The 16429-nt window shown below is 49.8% G+C and carries 16 protein-coding genes; 7 read left to right on the forward strand and 9 right to left on the reverse strand.

The window, feature by feature from the left end:
• Positions 1-222: 222 nt before the first annotated feature.
• The 8 genes from B9D94_RS24475 to B9D94_RS24510 form a co-directional block, all read right to left on the reverse strand.
• Complete coding sequence (locus B9D94_RS24475; protein WP_148248186.1) at positions 223-1485, reverse strand: SGNH/GDSL hydrolase family protein; 1263 nt, start codon at positions 1483-1485, stop codon at positions 223-225.
• Positions 1486-1559: 74 nt separating this feature from the next.
• Positions 1560-1901 (reverse strand): hypothetical protein, encoded by a 342-nt coding sequence (locus B9D94_RS24480; RefSeq protein ID WP_253806036.1) that lies wholly within the window; start codon positions 1899-1901, stop codon positions 1560-1562.
• Between the two features lie 154 nt (positions 1902-2055).
• On the reverse strand, positions 2056-2322 hold the full coding sequence (locus tag B9D94_RS24485) for a hypothetical protein (RefSeq protein ID WP_006208218.1): 267 nt from the start codon (positions 2320-2322) through the stop codon (positions 2056-2058).
• Between the two features lie 65 nt (positions 2323-2387).
• Positions 2388-3251 carry an inositol monophosphatase family protein gene (locus tag B9D94_RS24490; protein ID WP_148248188.1) on the reverse strand — a complete coding sequence of 288 codons (864 nt, stop codon included), beginning with the start codon at positions 3249-3251 and terminating at the stop codon, positions 2388-2390.
• 262 nt (positions 3252-3513) lie between these two features.
• On the reverse strand, positions 3514-4515 hold the full coding sequence (gene uvsE / locus B9D94_RS24495) for a UV DNA damage repair endonuclease UvsE (RefSeq protein WP_036638769.1): 1002 nt from the start codon (positions 4513-4515) through the stop codon (positions 3514-3516).
• Positions 4512-4829: a hypothetical protein gene (locus B9D94_RS24500; protein WP_006208215.1), complete on the reverse strand. Its 318-nt coding sequence runs from the start codon at positions 4827-4829 to the stop codon at positions 4512-4514. Before B9D94_RS24500 ends, uvsE begins: the two co-directional genes overlap by 4 nt.
• 104 nt (positions 4830-4933) lie before the next feature.
• On the reverse strand, positions 4934-6028 hold the full coding sequence (locus B9D94_RS24505) for a D-alanine--D-alanine ligase (RefSeq protein WP_148248190.1): 1095 nt from the start codon (positions 6026-6028) through the stop codon (positions 4934-4936).
• A gap of 45 nt (positions 6029-6073) precedes the next feature.
• The gene (locus B9D94_RS24510; protein WP_036638768.1) at positions 6074-7096 is read right to left on the reverse strand and encodes an amidase domain-containing protein; all 1023 of its coding nucleotides are present in this window, start codon (positions 7094-7096) and stop codon (positions 6074-6076) included.
• Positions 7097-7412: 316 nt separating this feature from the next.
• Between B9D94_RS24510 and acnA the strand changes: the two genes are divergently transcribed.
• The 4 genes from acnA (at position 7413) to B9D94_RS24525 (ending at position 12147) form a co-directional block, all read left to right on the forward strand.
• On the forward strand, positions 7413-10130 hold the full coding sequence (acnA, locus tag B9D94_RS24515; RefSeq protein ID WP_148248191.1) for an aconitate hydratase AcnA: 2718 nt from the start codon (positions 7413-7415) through the stop codon (positions 10128-10130).
• Positions 10131-10311: 181 nt separating this feature from the next.
• Positions 10312-10467 (forward strand): hypothetical protein, encoded by a 156-nt coding sequence (locus tag B9D94_RS31160; protein WP_006208211.1) that lies wholly within the window; start codon positions 10312-10314, stop codon positions 10465-10467.
• Between the two features lie 184 nt (positions 10468-10651).
• Positions 10652-11050, forward strand: a complete 399-nt coding sequence (locus B9D94_RS24520) for a GntR family transcriptional regulator (protein ID WP_006208209.1) — start codon at positions 10652-10654, stop codon at positions 11048-11050.
• Entirely contained in the window at positions 11050-12147 is a 1098-nt protein-coding gene (locus B9D94_RS24525; protein ID WP_006208208.1) for a DUF1648 domain-containing protein, read from the forward strand. Before B9D94_RS24520 ends, B9D94_RS24525 begins: the two co-directional genes overlap by 1 nt.
• Positions 12148-12508: 361 nt before the next feature.
• Here B9D94_RS24525 and B9D94_RS24530 read toward each other — a convergent pair whose 3' ends face one another.
• Positions 12509-13249 carry an IclR family transcriptional regulator gene (locus tag B9D94_RS24530; protein WP_148248194.1) on the reverse strand — a complete coding sequence of 247 codons (741 nt, stop codon included), beginning with the start codon at positions 13247-13249 and terminating at the stop codon, positions 12509-12511.
• Between the two features lie 222 nt (positions 13250-13471).
• Between B9D94_RS24530 and B9D94_RS24535 the strand changes: the two genes are divergently transcribed.
• The 3 genes from B9D94_RS24535 (at position 13472) to B9D94_RS24545 (ending at position 16408) form a co-directional block, all read left to right on the forward strand.
• Positions 13472-14464: an alpha/beta hydrolase gene (locus B9D94_RS24535; RefSeq protein ID WP_006208206.1), complete on the forward strand. Its 993-nt coding sequence runs from the start codon at positions 13472-13474 to the stop codon at positions 14462-14464.
• 161 nt (positions 14465-14625) lie between these two features.
• On the forward strand, positions 14626-15795 hold the full coding sequence (locus B9D94_RS24540) for a Fe-Mn family superoxide dismutase (RefSeq protein WP_148248196.1): 1170 nt from the start codon (positions 14626-14628) through the stop codon (positions 15793-15795).
• A 301-nt stretch (positions 15796-16096) separates the two neighbouring features.
• A complete protein-coding gene (locus B9D94_RS24545) occupies positions 16097-16408 on the forward strand; it encodes a hypothetical protein (protein ID WP_006208204.1) in 312 nt (103 codons plus the stop codon).
• Positions 16409-16429: the final 21 nt, after the last annotated feature.

Raw genomic sequence — 16429 nt, forward strand, 5'->3', positions numbered from 1 at the left:
TGAACCAGCATATCCGAGATCATGGCAGCGGCCCCGGTCTTCTCGATGGCGATCGACATCGGAATCATGCCGCCAATCAGTACGAAACACCGGCCTGAATGAACTCATATGAATAACATCACACTGCTGCCGGATCGCCTTCATCCTATGTCTCAAAAAAGTTCCCATTAAAAAAGCTGAACCGGCTTGATTCTGCCGGTCCAGCTATTCTACGCATGAATATTACAAATTAATGAATGCCGTACGCAATTTGGAACTGTATTGAACATCAAAACCAAGACCGGATGCAATCACTGCGAGTGGAACGTAGGTTTTGTCTTCCTTCCCTACTTTTTGCAGGAAAGCTGGTGTATCAATCGGTACAGACTTTCCGTTGACCTGAACGGCTTTGGCACCGATCTTCACCACAACGGTCTGATCTCCGAAGGAGATCGTTGCACTGGACGTTTTATTTTCCCATTTTGTAGTCGCTCCAACTGCATTCACGATATCCTGAATAGCTACGTAGTTCAGATTGTCGCGAAGAATCGGCTTAAACGGCGTATTCAGCTCCTGTCCCTTCACGACGATGCGCATCGGCTGCCCCACCTCCTGAACAGGGGGTTTCTTATAGCTGCCCCAGATCGTCTCTGCAAACACGCTGGCCATCGTCTCATATCCGTATTGGTTCGGATGGATATCATCTTTCAGGATATGGGTCATCGTCAGCTCAGAGCCCACGAACTTCTTGGCAACATGGGCGACTTTGATATCTACGCCCTGACTCGCAAATCCGTCAGCCACGCCTTCCACCAGCTGCGTGAATTCACCGGATGATGCGAGCAGTTTGGCGTATGCGACTTCGTCCGCGATTTTCGGTACCGGATTGTACTGGTCGGCCACTACAATCGCAGCATCCGGATTCATGGTATGCAGATTGGTAATTACAGCCGAAACATTGTCCGTGTACAGCTTGAACAGTTCCTGCATTTTCGCCTTCAACTGCTCGTCGCTTAAGGTTCCCACCGTGCTGACCAGACTCATCATATCATTCCCGCCGATGGTAATCGTGATCAGATCTGCGTCAGCGATGACAGGCTCGGCTTTCGCTGCATCTGCTCCAATCTGCTTGGTGCGCGGGTCAATGCTGCTGAGACCGGGCTGTATTTCCTCTGCTGTAATGGCCCGTTCATCTGCAACGGCCTGGACGTAATGGTTCAACCCGTCGGTCTTCAAACCGCCGATGCCCAAATTCGTCACTTCCGTTCGACCGTAGAACAATCCCTGCTCATACAGCCGATCAACAAAGCCATAGGGCTTGCTGTTCAGATCCATACCCGGCTCATACCCAACGGTCAGCGAGTCCCCCAGTGTTACGATACGATATGTATTCTTGGCTGTCACATCATCGGCAAAAGTTGGTGCAACGCCCGGTGCGACCAGTGCCACCGCGAGCGTCAAGGTGCCGGTTACTGCGGCCAGCCCCTTTTTCCATGGTTTAAACATGCCATCACTCCCTTAACATCATAAATCTGATTCAGCCTTATTTTACCACCACAAACCTGTGAATGGTACCGCCATCAGCTTCTTAATCGTGGTTTCATCAGCAGATAAGCAAACAAATAGCCTAACGATGCAACTCCAAACCAAGCAAATATCCCGGGTGTCCCCGTCAGATACAAGCTGGGCAGTATGGACCATCCAAACGCAATCAGCAGCAGCAATCGGTACGAATAGAACACTGCGATAAGTGCCAAACAGCCGGGAAGAAAAAGCATGATAAAAGTATTTAAGGCAGGACTCAAGTTCGTGCCATCCGTATACGGATTGAAGAAAATAAGGATGAGCCAGAGCAATATGGAGCCCATACCTGAAAGTCCTGCAACAATATGTGAAGCCTTAAGCTTAAGCCGAACTCGCAACGCTCTTCCCCCATCCATGTCAATTGTAAACACCCGAACGAGACCCGCTCCATCATAAAAAAGAATGGGCAGCCGCTCAAGTGCTGTCCATTCTCCGTTTGCCAACCTATGGTGATATTATGCACTCTCACAGCAAATGTTTCCTGAAGCGCTGTCAAACATCTTCACCTGATTCCTCAGGCTTATCCTTCTTGATCGTCTTATCCATATACTTATCGTACCGGCCATCAACTTCCTTAGCCATACTGCGGTATTTCTGGGTCTCCTCCACGATGGGATCGAGCTGGGTCTGAATTCGGATCTCATATTTCGGAGAAAGAAGCCGGCGCTCCTCTTTCTCCCGGTCCCTCTGCTGCATTTCACCTTCCGTCAACATCTCGCTGAGCTGGCGCTCCAAATTCTGATCTGATTTCTCATTCATCGCACGCATACTCCTTTATCAAGCGGTTGTATGTGACCTGCATTTTCTTTTGTTTGTTCCAGGGGTTAACGGACTGATGCTTCGCCCGCATCTTTTAGTGTGTCCAGAAACCGCTGATGGATCAGCCCGTTCGTTGCTGCCAAATGACGTACCGACAGATCGTAAGGACGCCCCTCCGTATCAGTCACCTTGCCACCGGACTCCTGAACCAGCAAGGCACCCGCCGCAACGTCCCAGACACTCAAGCCGTGCTCCCAGTATCCACTGAGCCGGCCCGCCGCAACATAAGCCAGATGAAGCGCGGCGGAACCGCCGGCTCTCACATTGCGTACCTTCGGCAAAAGCGCCTGCAGCTCTGCCATATTCAGCGGCAAGTTGACCGTGCTGTCAAGAGGAAAGCCTGTGGCAAGCAAGCTGTCCGATAACTGCTCTTCCTTGGAAACATAGGTAGGATTGCCGTGAACGTAGGCTCCTTTTCCTTTTTCCGCAACAAATAATTCATCCCGGGAAGGGTCATATATGACACCGACGATGACTTCGCCATGGTGAGCCAGTGCAATGGACACGGAGTAAAAAGGGAATCCATGCACGTAATTCGTCGTTCCGTCAACAGGATCAATGATCCAGAGATACTCTTCTTCTTTTGCATCATCCAAAGCTTTCGCATAGGCTTCGGTGCCGGGAGCAACCCCTTCCTCTCCAAGAATCGCATGGTCTGGAAAATGGGTCAGAATCAGCTTGCGGATCATCTGCTCCGCACCTTTGTCCACCTCGGTTACGATATCCTGCGCGGACGTCTTCGTGCTAAGCTGTTTCACGGTACCCAGCTTGCTCTCAATCCATTCACCCGCTTTCGCGGCACAATTAATCGCTACAGCGGTGTAGCTTTTACTGCTGACAACATAAGGAATCTTTTCGTTCTCATTCAAAGCGCTCACTCTACTTTCTATATAAATCTAGTGATTTTGGCAATCCCTACATCCTATTCAATTAGTACGGGAACGAAAGGGCAGCGTCTCAAAAAATCCGCCCTATTTCAATAAAAGTCCGTCCTATGCTGTGCACCTGAATGCTTGGCGAGAACGAACTTTTTTATCCAATACGATAGCTTGAGGAGAATCTGTGTTCCGTACTTCCAACGTAACCCAAAATCCATCAACTTGCAAGTCATAACAGGTTCGTCTTATGGTTTTAGGCATTTACTTCGATGGAGGCCCCGTCCAGAATCGTTACACCCTCTCCCGCACAATCTCCCAAATCCTTCATCAGACCAAACAAGGCGCCATCCTTCATCTTGGCTTCAATCATAACGTCCACCTTCGGCGTAGCGCCCGCAATCTTCCGTAAAAATGCCAGCAAAGGCACAACGTCCACCCCGTCTGCATGGCTTCGGATATCTGTAGGGCTTTTGGGACTGGACACATGAATCTTCGGCGGCAGCGGTTGTATCGGCTCAGAGCCTTCTTGAGCCAGCGGCGTCTCCCAGGTGCGGAGAATGGCCGGCCACAGCTCCCAAGGCGCCTCACCATCATTATTGACCCACTGATGATGGATATCCAGCACCATCGGCAGCCCGGTCTGCTGGCATACCGCCAGCGTCTCCTGTGCGGTAAAGGTTTTATCATCATTCTCAAGTGTCAGACGTTCCTTGATGCTCTGATCAAGCGCATGAAAGTGCTCAACGAATCGGGCTGAAGCGCTGGGCTTGTCCCCGTAGGCGCCGCCGATATGGATGTTGTTTTTCATGGAAGCAGGCAACCCCATCGCCTTCAGCATATGGACGTGTGACTCCAGGTCCCGAATGGAATTAATCAACACTTCAGGTCGAGGCGTGCTCAGCACCGTGAAATGATCCGGATGAAACGACACCCGCATCTCATGCTTCTTCACAAACTCCCCGATGGCCTGGAAGCCCTCCTTCAGCGCCGGGAAAGGGTTCCAATCATGCATATCATTGTGCGTGGCAAGCGGAATCAGCTTGGACGAGAAACGGTACACCTTGATATCATGGGCCAGATTATGTCTCAATAACCGAAGGGTATTATGTAAATTCTCGTTCGCGATCCGCTCCAGTTTGTGTATGCCGGCCTCACGGTCATCCAGCTTCGTAAAACTCTTCATGGTCATTGTCTTGGAGGGAGAAGCGTTCTGCACAACCGTGGACATGGCTACATAACCGAAACGGACAATCATGCATGGTCTCCGAAGAACATCTCATGAGCGAGCGCGGTCTGAACGCGTGCTTCCTCATCCGTCAATTTGCGGATCAGCTGCAGCTCAACCGAGGTTACCTCACGACCCTGGAAATTAATCTCCGATACACATGCCGTAATCAGGACAATCGCTACCGCCTGGTTATCCGGCGTATAGGCGATGACCTTCTGTCCTGTCGGAAACACCCTCAGTCCGTCCTTCAGCATTTTGCCGCGGCCGTATTCCAGCAGCTCGTAGAGCTCCTGCTCACTCTTAAACTTACAAACGGAATTGAACTCGGTTTGAAATCCCATATCTCGAATCTTCCTTTCATCCCAAAATATTAGACTCAAGGGGAGCCGTGATGAATAGCGCGGACTCCCCCTGGTCAATCGTATCCTATTGTAAAACGGCTAGCTTATGCCTGGTTCTCATAAATCAAGGATTGCTTGCGGTTGTACCGCTCAAGCCCCAGCTCAATCATCCGGTCGAGCAGCTCGCGGTAGGAAACGCCTGTCTCCCGCCATAGAAGGGGATACATGCTGAACGGCGTAAAGCCGGGCATCGTATTCACTTCATTGATCAGAATCGCGCCGTCGGAGCGGCGTACAAAGAAGTCCGCGCGAGTGATTCCGCCGCCTTCAATCGCTTTGAACGCGTTAATCGCGAGCTCGCGCAGGCGATCAGCCACATCCGGCTCGATCTCCGCCGGGATTTGCATCTGTGACTGTCCGTCCGTATATTTGGCCGCATAGTCATAGTATTCACTGGAAGACACGATTTCACCCGGAACGGATGCCATCGGCTCATCATTGCCGAGCACGCTGACCTCCACTTCACGGGCATCCACAAACTCTTCCACGATGATCTTGTCATCGAACCGGAGGGCGGATTCAATTGCCGACTTGAGCTGCTCCCGGTTCTTCGCCTTGGAGATGCCGACGCTGGAGCCGAGGTTAGCCGGCTTGACGAAGCTTGGGAAACCGAGTTTGTCCTCGATGTCCTTAAGCACGTCGTACTGCCCCTGTTCCCACTGCGTGCGATTGAAGTAACAATATTCACATTGCGGTAATCCCGCTTGGGCGAACAGCTTCTTCATCACGACTTTATCCATGCCTGCAGCCGATGCAAGCACGCCGGTGCCTACGTAAGGAATGTCCGCCATTTCGAACAATCCCTGAATGGTCCCGTCCTCGCCAAACGTTCCGTGCAGCAGCGGAAACATAATGTCCACTGCCTGATTTTCTTGACCATACAGCCTGCTGAACACAGCGTTCAGAGCCGTCTGCGTCCCTTCCCCTTCGGCCAGCTTCAAATCCTCCAGTTGGCTAAACGGAGCTGATCGCTTGCTCCCGATTCTCCAGGTTCCCTGCTTCGAAATATAAAAAGGAATCATTTCGTATTTATCAAAATCAAAAGCGTTCATGACTGCAAATGCCGTGGAAAGTGACACCTCATGCTCGCCAGATTTTCCCCCGTATACCAAGCCAACCGTTAATTTATCCTGTTCCATGTTTACCTCTCTCTTGTCCGTATTGCAGCATGACATGCTGTCATCTTAAAAATAATCGGGTATATGGTAAAACCGATACTCGGTGTTGTCGTTCCATGCGTAGGAATCACGGTAGTCCCAGTAGCGATGACGGCTTGATACCGTATGAGCATTGACCAGCGGCATACCGCCAGCATCAAATGCTGTCACAATGGTGCTGTGCTGAAACGCCCCATCACCGTCCCAATCATACACGATGACATCCCCAAGCATCAGCTGCTCAGGCCGTTCTACCCGCTCGGCTCGCAGTCCCGAGGTACTGGAGTTCAAATAATGCGCGAAGCTGTTCGAAACCGCCCAGCTGTAACTCCACCATTCCCGTTTGCTTACATACCCCTTGTACCACCATCCCGTTTCTCTTTTACCAGTATAGAGGATTGGGGCTTTACCTGCAAAGAGGCACTGGGAGATATAATTGGTGCAATCCACGTCAAATTCTTCAAACTCCGGATTGCCGGAATCCCACCACCTGTCGGCATAAGCAGCAGCGGCTTCACGCTCGTATCGACCGGACCGCGGACTGCTGCCAGCCGAGTAAACACGACCATTCATGAATGGAGTAGACGGTTCTCTTCCAGCCGAGTCCTGGCCTGTGAACGAAGCATCGGTTCTTTGCAAGGGATGGCGTTCGTCCTGCAGACGTTCAATGCCAACGATCAGCCAGGCTTCCCCATCACGGATCAGCGTCAGCCGCTCCCGTGACACCGTGTCCTCACGGTGCGTCATGCCTCTTTTCTCATAATAGAACACGCTGTGAAGCCTTACATCGGCAACAACGTCATCCTCCGTCTCTCTGAGTACACGCTGGAGCCGTGCACGAGTCTCGCTCTTTAGCGGGGTTGCTTCGCGCAACTCGTACCATGACTGCAGTCGGAACTGCCTTTCTCCTCTCTCTACCAGGAAATTCAGATCTGCTACAATTTGCTCTTTCAGGCCTGAAGAATAGTCCACGCGATTTTGGTTATATTGATTGACGTAAATATATAAAGCTTGCTTCCATGGCTTCTCTGCTTGCTTCAGACTGTTCATCTTCTCTCCTCCTCTGACCTTGCCTTTCACGCAGTTCCCTATCACAACTATATGAAGCAAATCTTCAGGCTATGAACTTCGGTAAAGAGAATACAGAAACACTGAATCAGGGCAGCCGTGTCAGCTTAAAAAACGGGCGAATTTTCACGGTTTTGAAATACGTTTCTTCTATAAAAAATGCTTTACGCGGCGAGTTGAAAACGTTATACTTAAGTTAGTTAATTTATGAAATTAGGTTTCATCTAGTGAAACCACAAAAGGTTTAACTCAGATCGTCATAATAAGATCAAATGAAATGACTCAAGGAGGTTCATCTATGCCAGCAAAGGATCAATTCTCCATCTCTCGCAACCTAGAGGTGGGCGGTAAAAATTACCGTTATTTCAGCCTGCAGGCGCTCGAAGAGCAAGGATACGGAAGTGTATCCAAGCTTCCTTTCTCCATTCGGGTACTGCTGGAAGCGGCCGTACGTCAATTTGACGGACGCGCCATTACCGAGGATCATGTAAAACTTTTGTCCACGTGGAATGAAGCACGCGACAACAACAAGGAAATTCCGTTCATCCCTGCCCGTATCGTATTGCAGGACTTCACCGGTGTTCCGGTTGTCGTGGATCTTGCAGCCATGCGCGACACCGTTAAAAAATCCGGCGGCGACCCGAAACAGATCAACCCTCTCGTTCCGGTCGATCTCGTTATCGACCATTCCGTCATGGTTGACGCTTTTGGTACCGACCAAGCGCTTGAATATAATATGAAGGTTGAATTTGAGCGTAACGAAGAGCGTTACCGCTTCCTCCGCTGGGCTCAAACGGCGTTTAACAACTTCCGCGCGGTTCCTCCCGGAACAGGTATCGTTCACCAGGTTAACCTGGAGTACCTGGCTTCCGTAGCAGCTACGAAGACAGTTGACGGCGAAACCCTCGTCTTCCCTGATTCCCTCGTAGGCACCGATTCCCATACAACCATGATCAACGGTCTTGGTGTAGTGGGCTGGGGCGTAGGCGGCATCGAGGCAGAAGCCGGAATGCTCGGCCAACCGCTTTATTTTGTAACACCTGAAGTTATCGGCTTCAAACTGACAGGCAGCCTGTCAGAAGGCGCAACGGCGACCGACCTTGCCCTCACCGTAACCGAGCTTCTTCGCAAAAAAGGCGTAGTGGGCAAATTCGTGGAATTCTACGGTCCTGGTCTTGCCAACATCAGTCTGGCTGACCGTGCAACCGTTGCGAACATGGCACCGGAATACGGCGCTACCATCGGTTTCTTCCCGGTTGATAGCGAGACGTTGGCTTACCTGCGCAACACCGGCCGCACCGATGAGCAGGTTGAACTCGTGGAGAGCTACTATAAAGCACAAAACATGTTCCGTACGGCTGATACGCCGGACCCTGAGTTCTCCGATGTAATCGAATTGGATCTCGCTTCGGTTGTACCGAGCTTGGCTGGTCCGAAGCGTCCACAAGACCGCATTGAACTGACCAACATGAAGCAGAACTTTAACGACATCATCCGTACACCGATTGATAAAGGCGGCTACGGGCTCAGCGATGACAAAATCGCGGAAACCGTTAAGGTCAGTCATAAAGACGGCTCTACCAGCGAAATGGGCACAGGTGCAGTTGTTATCGCAGCCATCACGAGCTGTACGAATACATCTAACCCAAGCGTTATGCTGGGTGCAGGTCTCCTGGCCAAGAAAGCGGTTGAACGCGGTCTGAAGAAACCTGGTTATGTGAAGAGCAGCTTGACTCCAGGCTCCCTTGTCGTAACCGACTACCTTCAGAAGTCCAACCTTCTGCACTACCTGGAAGCTCTCGGCTTCTATGTTGCAGGCTATGGCTGCGCAACTTGCATCGGTAACTCCGGTCCATTGCCGGACGAAGTAAGCGAAGCGATTACCGATAACGACATGACGGTAGCTGCCGTATTGTCCGGTAACCGTAACTTCGAAGGACGTGTGCATGCTCAGGTCAAAGCCAACTACCTGGCCTCACCGCCACTGGTTGTTGCTTACGCTCTGGCAGGTACCGTGAACATCGACCTGCAGAACGATCCGATCGGCTACGATCCAAACAATGAGCCAGTTTACTTGAAAGACATCTGGCCAACCAGTGCTGAAATCCGTGAAGCCATTGGTCAGTCCCTTAGCGCTGACGCTTTCCGTGAAAAATACGAGAATGTGTTCACAGCGAACGAGCGTTGGAACAAGATTCCTGTTCCTGAAGGCGAATTGTATGAGTGGGATGATCAATCCACGTACATTCAGAACCCGCCGTTCTTTGAAAGCCTGGGCAACGGTCTGAACGACATTCAGGATATCAAGGAAGCGCGTGTGCTGGCTCTCTTGGGTGATTCCGTTACAACGGACCACATCTCACCAGCCGGTAACATTGCACCGTCCAGTCCTGCAGGCAAATATCTGAGCGATCACAAGGTGGAACGCAAAGACTTCAACTCCTACGGCTCCCGTCGCGGTAACCACGAAGTCATGATGCGCGGTACCTTCGCTAACATCCGCATCCGTAACCAGGTAGCTCCAGGTACGGAAGGCGGCGTAACCACATACTTGCCGACTGAAGAAGTCATGTCCATCTATGATGCATCCATGAATTATCAAGCAGGCGGACAGAACCTGATTGTTATTGCAGGTAAAGAATACGGTACAGGAAGCTCCCGTGACTGGGCGGCAAAAGGTACGTATTTGCTCGGAGTCAAAGCTGTACTGGCTGAGAGCTTCGAGCGTATTCACCGCTCCAACCTCGTAGGCATGGGTGTGCTTCCGCTCCAGTTCCAGGAAGGTCATGGCTGGAAGAGCCTTGCGCTGAACGGCCGGGAAACATTTGATATCCTGGGTCTCAGCAACGATGTGAAACCAGGTCAAGAATTGACGGTTGTTGTTACACGCGAAGACGGTACTCAATTCGAGTTCCAAGCTATCGCTCGTCTCGACAGCATGGTGGACGTGGACTACTACCACAATGGAGGTATCCTCCAAACGGTACTTCGTCAAATGATCGCATCGAACCAATAAGACAATTCATCTAGGCGCTTTAGCCTTAGGAACAAATCCCCATCATCCGCTAATGGATGATGGGGATTTTTCATTTCACAGTACTTTTTTCCTGAATATTGGAAATTCCGTTTCGAATGATGCCGGAAAGGTTAAATGGTAGAAAACATTCCGGAAATCCATATCTAGGAGGATCGTACCTATGATCAAAATACATACGATGGCTTCGTTCCATTATCAATATCAACGGCCGCAGCCGGTGACGGCTCCGAAGAAAGAGGATTCGACAGATAAACCCGTCACATTTCAAGAGATTCTGAATCAAAAGATCAAAGAGAAGAATATCAAGCTGAGATAAGTACGCTCTCTTGTTAAATTACACATCGAGCAATGAAAACACGAGGACCGCCTTCCAATCCCAAGATTGTGAAGACAGTCCTCGTTTTTTTCGTTTATGAAAAACTGCGGATTGACCTTTACACCATCCGCTCCAACTGTTATACTACATATATAACAGTTACAACGAATGCGGAGGTTCTCTTATGATTATCCAACTGGATATGCAGTCCGATGTCCCCATATACAACCAGTTAATGAATCAGATTATCGAAGGCATTGCCAGCGGCAGCCTTAAGCCCGGCGATCCCCTGCCCTCGGTTCGCAGCATGGCATCCGACATCGGGATCAATCTCCACACCGTTAACAAAGCGTACACGCTGCTGAAGCAGGAAGGCTTTATTCAGATACACAGGCAAAAAGGCGTGGTGATACAGCCGGATACCATGCCGGGCATTACCCCCGAATATCAGGATAAACGCAATGCCTATCTAAAACCTATCATTGCTGAAGCCATCTGCAGGGGCTTATCCGAAGAACAGCTGCTTCAGATCGTACGAGATATGCATAATGAGATCACCCAGACTGGGGAGGAGAATGTGTAATGGTTATGATATCAGCCTCGATTCTAGTATTTATGATTATTCCGATTATTGTACTGCTTGCCTTTATGCCTTATTACACCAGGGAAACAGTTAGCTTTGGAGTATCGGTGAGTGAAGAAATGTTCCACAGCGAAGCCCTTCGCAGGCTGCGGAAGCAGTTTGCTTCCATCAGCTGCGGTATTTATGCCCTTATCTTGATCGCCTGTCTGATCGGATTGTTATCGATTGGGAACACAGGGTTCGAATGGCTTATTGTCGGCTCCATCACGGCAATCGTCATTGCTTCACTTGCCCTGAACCTGACCTTTCATTTCAAAATGAAAGGGATCAAGGCCACTCTTCCCCCTGCGACAACCGGACGCCAGGTCGTGGCAATCGATACCAACTTCAGAAGGCAGAAGCTTGTCCTCTCTAACCGCTGGTTTATCATTCATGCCGTCATTACCATCATCAGCACCGTCTGGATTTTCCAATACTATGACCAGATCCCAGATACCATTCCCATGAAATTTGATTTTCAAGGCAGCGTGATCAACTATGCGGACAAATCATGGGGTGTAGTCCTGCTGCCCAACATTATGCAGGTATTCATGATCCTCATCTTCATGTTGATCAATTGGTCCATCCTAAACAGCAAACAGCAGATCGATCCGGGAGATCCGGCGGGCTCCTCAGCGCGCAACGCCATCTTCCGCCGCCGTTGGTCCTTCTTCAATACGATGGCTGGTCTGCTGCTTGTGCTGATGTTCTCCTTGATCCAGCTCAACATGATCGAACAGCTGAATCCCGAATTGCTGCTGGTCATCAGCTTAGCCATACCGTTGGTGATTGTCCTCGGTGCAGTGGTGTTATCCTTCACAACAGGTCAAGGCGGAAGCCGGCTGAAGAGAGATCCCAACACTCCGCACTCCACTCATAGTGCCAATGACGATAAGTATTGGAAGCTCGGCTCCGTCTATTTTAATCCGCAGGACCCTGCTCTCTTTGTGGAAAAAAGATTTGGCGTTGGCTGGACCATCAACGTAGCAAGTCCGTTAGCCTGGCTATTCCTTGCAGTTCCGATCGTGATTGCCCTGCTGACCATGCTCCTGGTTTAATTTTATCCCCTTACTTCATCATCCAGAATGAAAAAAGAGATGGCCCTGGTCTAAACTCAGGTGTCATCTCTTTGTATATTTGCAAGGGCTCCCGGCAAAACCCTGCACATCTTATCGCCATGCATCCGTCCACTCTCCGTTTAAGCTTTTTCATCATATAAGAGTAACGCTTATCCATGATATCCTCAGAATACAGACCGCCTGTAGCGGACATTTTTCTTCTCAGAGATAAGGATGGGGAGTCTTTGAAGTTTACGCTTTCTCATCTAATGTAAAATAACCGGGCAGCTGTATCACTCGGAGCTGCCCGGTCATTCAATAACTTATAGTGATGCTGTCCGCAACTCCGAAATAGAATGAATTAAATCATCATTCCCATTTCCCGCGCTGCTTCCATCAGGACGGGCGCATGTTCACGAAGTGTATCCGCCGGGAGGCGTGTGACCGGCCCTGACATCGACAGCGCGGCCGCCACTTGACCGTTCCGGTCAAAAATCGGCACCGATACAGCGGCAGCTCCAGGCTCACGCTCTTCAATACTGATGGCGTACCCCTTCTCCAGAATTTCGGCGAGCTGCTGCCGGTACACGTCCCGATCAACAGACTCTGGCCAATCTGCCGCATTCAGCAGCTCCTCCTGATCTGCCGCAGGCGCAAAGGCCACCAGCACCTTGCTGGAAGCGCCTACCGACAGTGGCAGTCTTACTCCCACCTGGGCGACCCGCCGGATGCCCTGGTTACTCTGCACCGCCTGGATGCGAAGCCGATCGGCGCCATCTCGCAGATACAAGCTGACGGTTTCCCCCAGCCGGTCCCGCAGCGCTTCCATCGCGGGAAGAAGGCGAATGGCAGGATCATCGCTCTGGGACAGATGCATTGACAGCTCCCATATTTTAAGGCCGAGCCGGTATTTCTCCGTCTCTTTGTTCCGCACCACAAATCCTTGGTCTTCCAGCGTTGTAAGCAGTCGATGGACCGTGCTTTTATGCAACCCGATAAGGGAGGCTATCTCCGTCAGAGCAAGCTCATTATTTTTCGTAAAACACATCAATATATCAAGTGCCCGCTCTACAGCACGTACCGTTAATTTTCGGTCTTCCATCCCGACCTGCTCCTCTCGTGTTTCATTGTATGAAACCTGGTTACAATAATTATATGAGAATTATTCTCAAAAGTAAACCATTCGCACCGGGACTTTACATTTGTCTTACAATCTATTGATTTGCATTGACTTTATAGCCCACCGGGCATACGATTATTATAAATTTCGATATTTTCACTTTAACGAAAAAAAATCCGACTATATGGTAAGGAGGGGCCACTTATGAGTACAACAACTGGTAGTAATGCCCCACTCTCCCAATTGAATGACACGCCAGCCGAGCTGTCGACAGGCCTGGTTCGTTTTAAGCATATTATATTAGCGTTGTTGTTATCTGTCGTTTTTTTTCTAGTTTTCTGTTTTATTGCACTGCATGCCTATATTGCTTGGGTATTGTCGAATCCGACGGTTGCTCCGCTCTATTCCAATCCCAAACTCGCTAAAGATATGAATTACGAGAATGTCACATTCCACTCGATTGATGGTAAACGGAATATTAACGGGTGGTATATACCGGCAGAGAATTCCTCCAAAACCATCGTGCTGAGCCACGGCTACGGCGCCAACCGGGAGGAAACCTGGGTTCCTATGTACGATATCGCCCATTACGCGCACAACATGAATTTTAATGTGCTGATGTTTGATTACGGCTTTGCGTCCCAGACCAGCAAGGAAGTGGCGACCGGCGGCAAGGAAGAGAAACGCCAGCTTCTCGGTGCCATTGAGCATGTGAAACAGCGCGGCGCGAAGCAGATTGTCGTCTGGGGTTTCTCCATGGGTGCCGGTACTGCTCTCCAGGCGGGGCTTGAGACCAAAGATGTGGACGCCATGATCCTGGACAGTGCATTTTTGCTCGAGCCGGACACGCTTTACCACAATATCCATAACCAGATTAATCTTCCGCGGCATCCGTCTCTGGAGATTCTGGAGCTGCTCTTCCCGGTCCTCAACGGCACAAGTCTGGATCAGATCCCTTACAACGAAGTGAAGAAGCATGACTATCCGTTCCCGACCTTGTTCATTCACGGAACGAAAGACGATAAGGCGCCTTACCCGATCGCCGAGAAAATTGCGTCCAATCAGAGTCATGCGGATTCGGATTCCTGGATCGTAGAGGATGCCCATCATGAACTTATCTTCCGTGAGCATCCTAAAGAATATTTACGCAGAGTATCAACCTTCCTCGGCAAACTTGAAACACCGGAAGGACCGTGACGTTCCGGATAATAGCATTCATTGCGAGATGCCGCAGCTCCATACTATGTTCCAACCCCCTACTGCCTGGAGCAGTGAGGGGATTTTTATTTTTTCCACATAATACAGGCTGCAAAATGAATATAGTGAGTTTAGTGAACCTGATACTGGAGGGAACGGACATGTTATTTCATTATGGAGCGAAACTCCCGGTACGATTATTGGAGGAAATTCGCTATTGGAAACATCAGGAAAGGAAACATACCGGGCTGATTAAAGCCGTAGTTCCTGATCTGGAACCGGTCTACGTTCAGATGCTGGATCAGTGGGCCCTCGTATTTGCCGATACAGAAAAAGTCGCTGACGAACTTCTGCGCCACATTCTCAGCAACCATGCGCCTCCTTCACCTCAAGTGCTGGCCCAGGTAGAGCAGCTGCTTCGAGCCTCCTGCGAGCAATCCAGAGAGTTCATCCGCCAGCTGCACGGACTGAAGGAGAATAGCGAAGCCGTTCAGAAGGTACCGCTTGCCGGTACGATTGTACATCACGTCATCCGGGAGTCCGAGTATTTCCTGAACGCACTGGAGACCCTCAACTCCGCTGGAGCATTAGAGCGATTCATGGATATGCCGCAACAATCCATGACGCTTCATGAGGCCTCGTCCCCTCCACCCTCTCTCTCAGAGGCTGAGCTGTCCATTCAAGGCATGGGCGACAGTGGTCAGGCCGTCCCGATTGGTGGACACCGCCTCCCCCCTCTCCCTTACGCTTATGATGCGCTTGAGCCTTACATTGATGAAAAGACAATGCGGATTCATCATGACATTCACCATCAGAGCTATGTCGACGGCTTGAACAAAGCGGAGAAGAAATTGGAGGAAGCCCGAAAAAGCGGAGATTTCGAACTCGTGAAACATTGGGAACGCGAGCTGGCCTTCAATGGTGCTGGCCATTATCTGCACACGATCTTCTGGAATATTATGAACCCTCGGGGCGGCGGCGAACCGGGCGGGGAGCTTGCCCAGCAAATCAAGAACTATTTCGGCAGCTTCGATCGCTTTAAGAAGCAATTTACCGAAGCAGCAGACAAGGTGGAAGGCGGCGGCTGGGCCATCCTCGTCTGGAGCCCGCGCAGCCATCGGCTTGAAATTTTACAGGCTGAGAAACACCAGAACCTGTCCCAATGGGATGTCGTCCCTCTCCTCACCCTGGATGTATGGGAGCATGCCTATTACCTCAAACATCAGAATAAACGGAAAGATTACATTAACGACTGGTGGAAAGTGGTCTACTGGCCAGAGGTTGCGGATCGCTTCAAACATGCCAGCAAGTTAAAATGGAAGCCGTTCTAAGCAAAATCCAGCTGGATTGCTTCGCAATGGTTAATATTGGGTATTAAGTTATAGCCCTCCTTACTTCGCTTCTGAAGTTTAGGGAGGGCTTATCCATTATTTCAGATAACCACGTTGTTAGGTCTTAATAACCATTACTCTGGTTATTTATTCGGTTGAAGTCTCCTATTTACTGGATTATGATAAAAAGAATGAATGAACATCTGGAAGGGATGAAATTGATATGCTTACCCGATTAGGGTGGAAAAAACCATTCATATTCCTTATGTTAACAATGGTTGTACTAGGGGGTTGTCAAAATATGAATTCAAATAAAAACAACAATACCTCAGGTATCACGGATGACATTACAAACCATGATGATGAATTAATGAGCCAAACCAGAGAAACTGCAATTCAATTCTTCAAGGAAGAATATGACCTGGAAGTTGAGATAACAAACCAAAAGAAAATGCCTACCTATGTCGCAGATGAGATTGATGTTGAAGGATATGTCATTGGACATAAAGATCAAACATTTAATATTTCTGTAAATTACAAAACCTTTCAAACCAAAAATTTTGTCATGAGTCCTGAACTAAAGAAGGTTATCCAATCTAAGAAGCAAAAATAATGAATTATGTTTGATGGAGGA

It is taken from the genome of Paenibacillus sp. Cedars, from assembly GCF_003184205.1.
GTDB classification, from domain to species: Bacteria; Bacillota; Bacilli; order Paenibacillales; family Paenibacillaceae; genus Paenibacillus_AQ; species Paenibacillus_AQ glucanolyticus.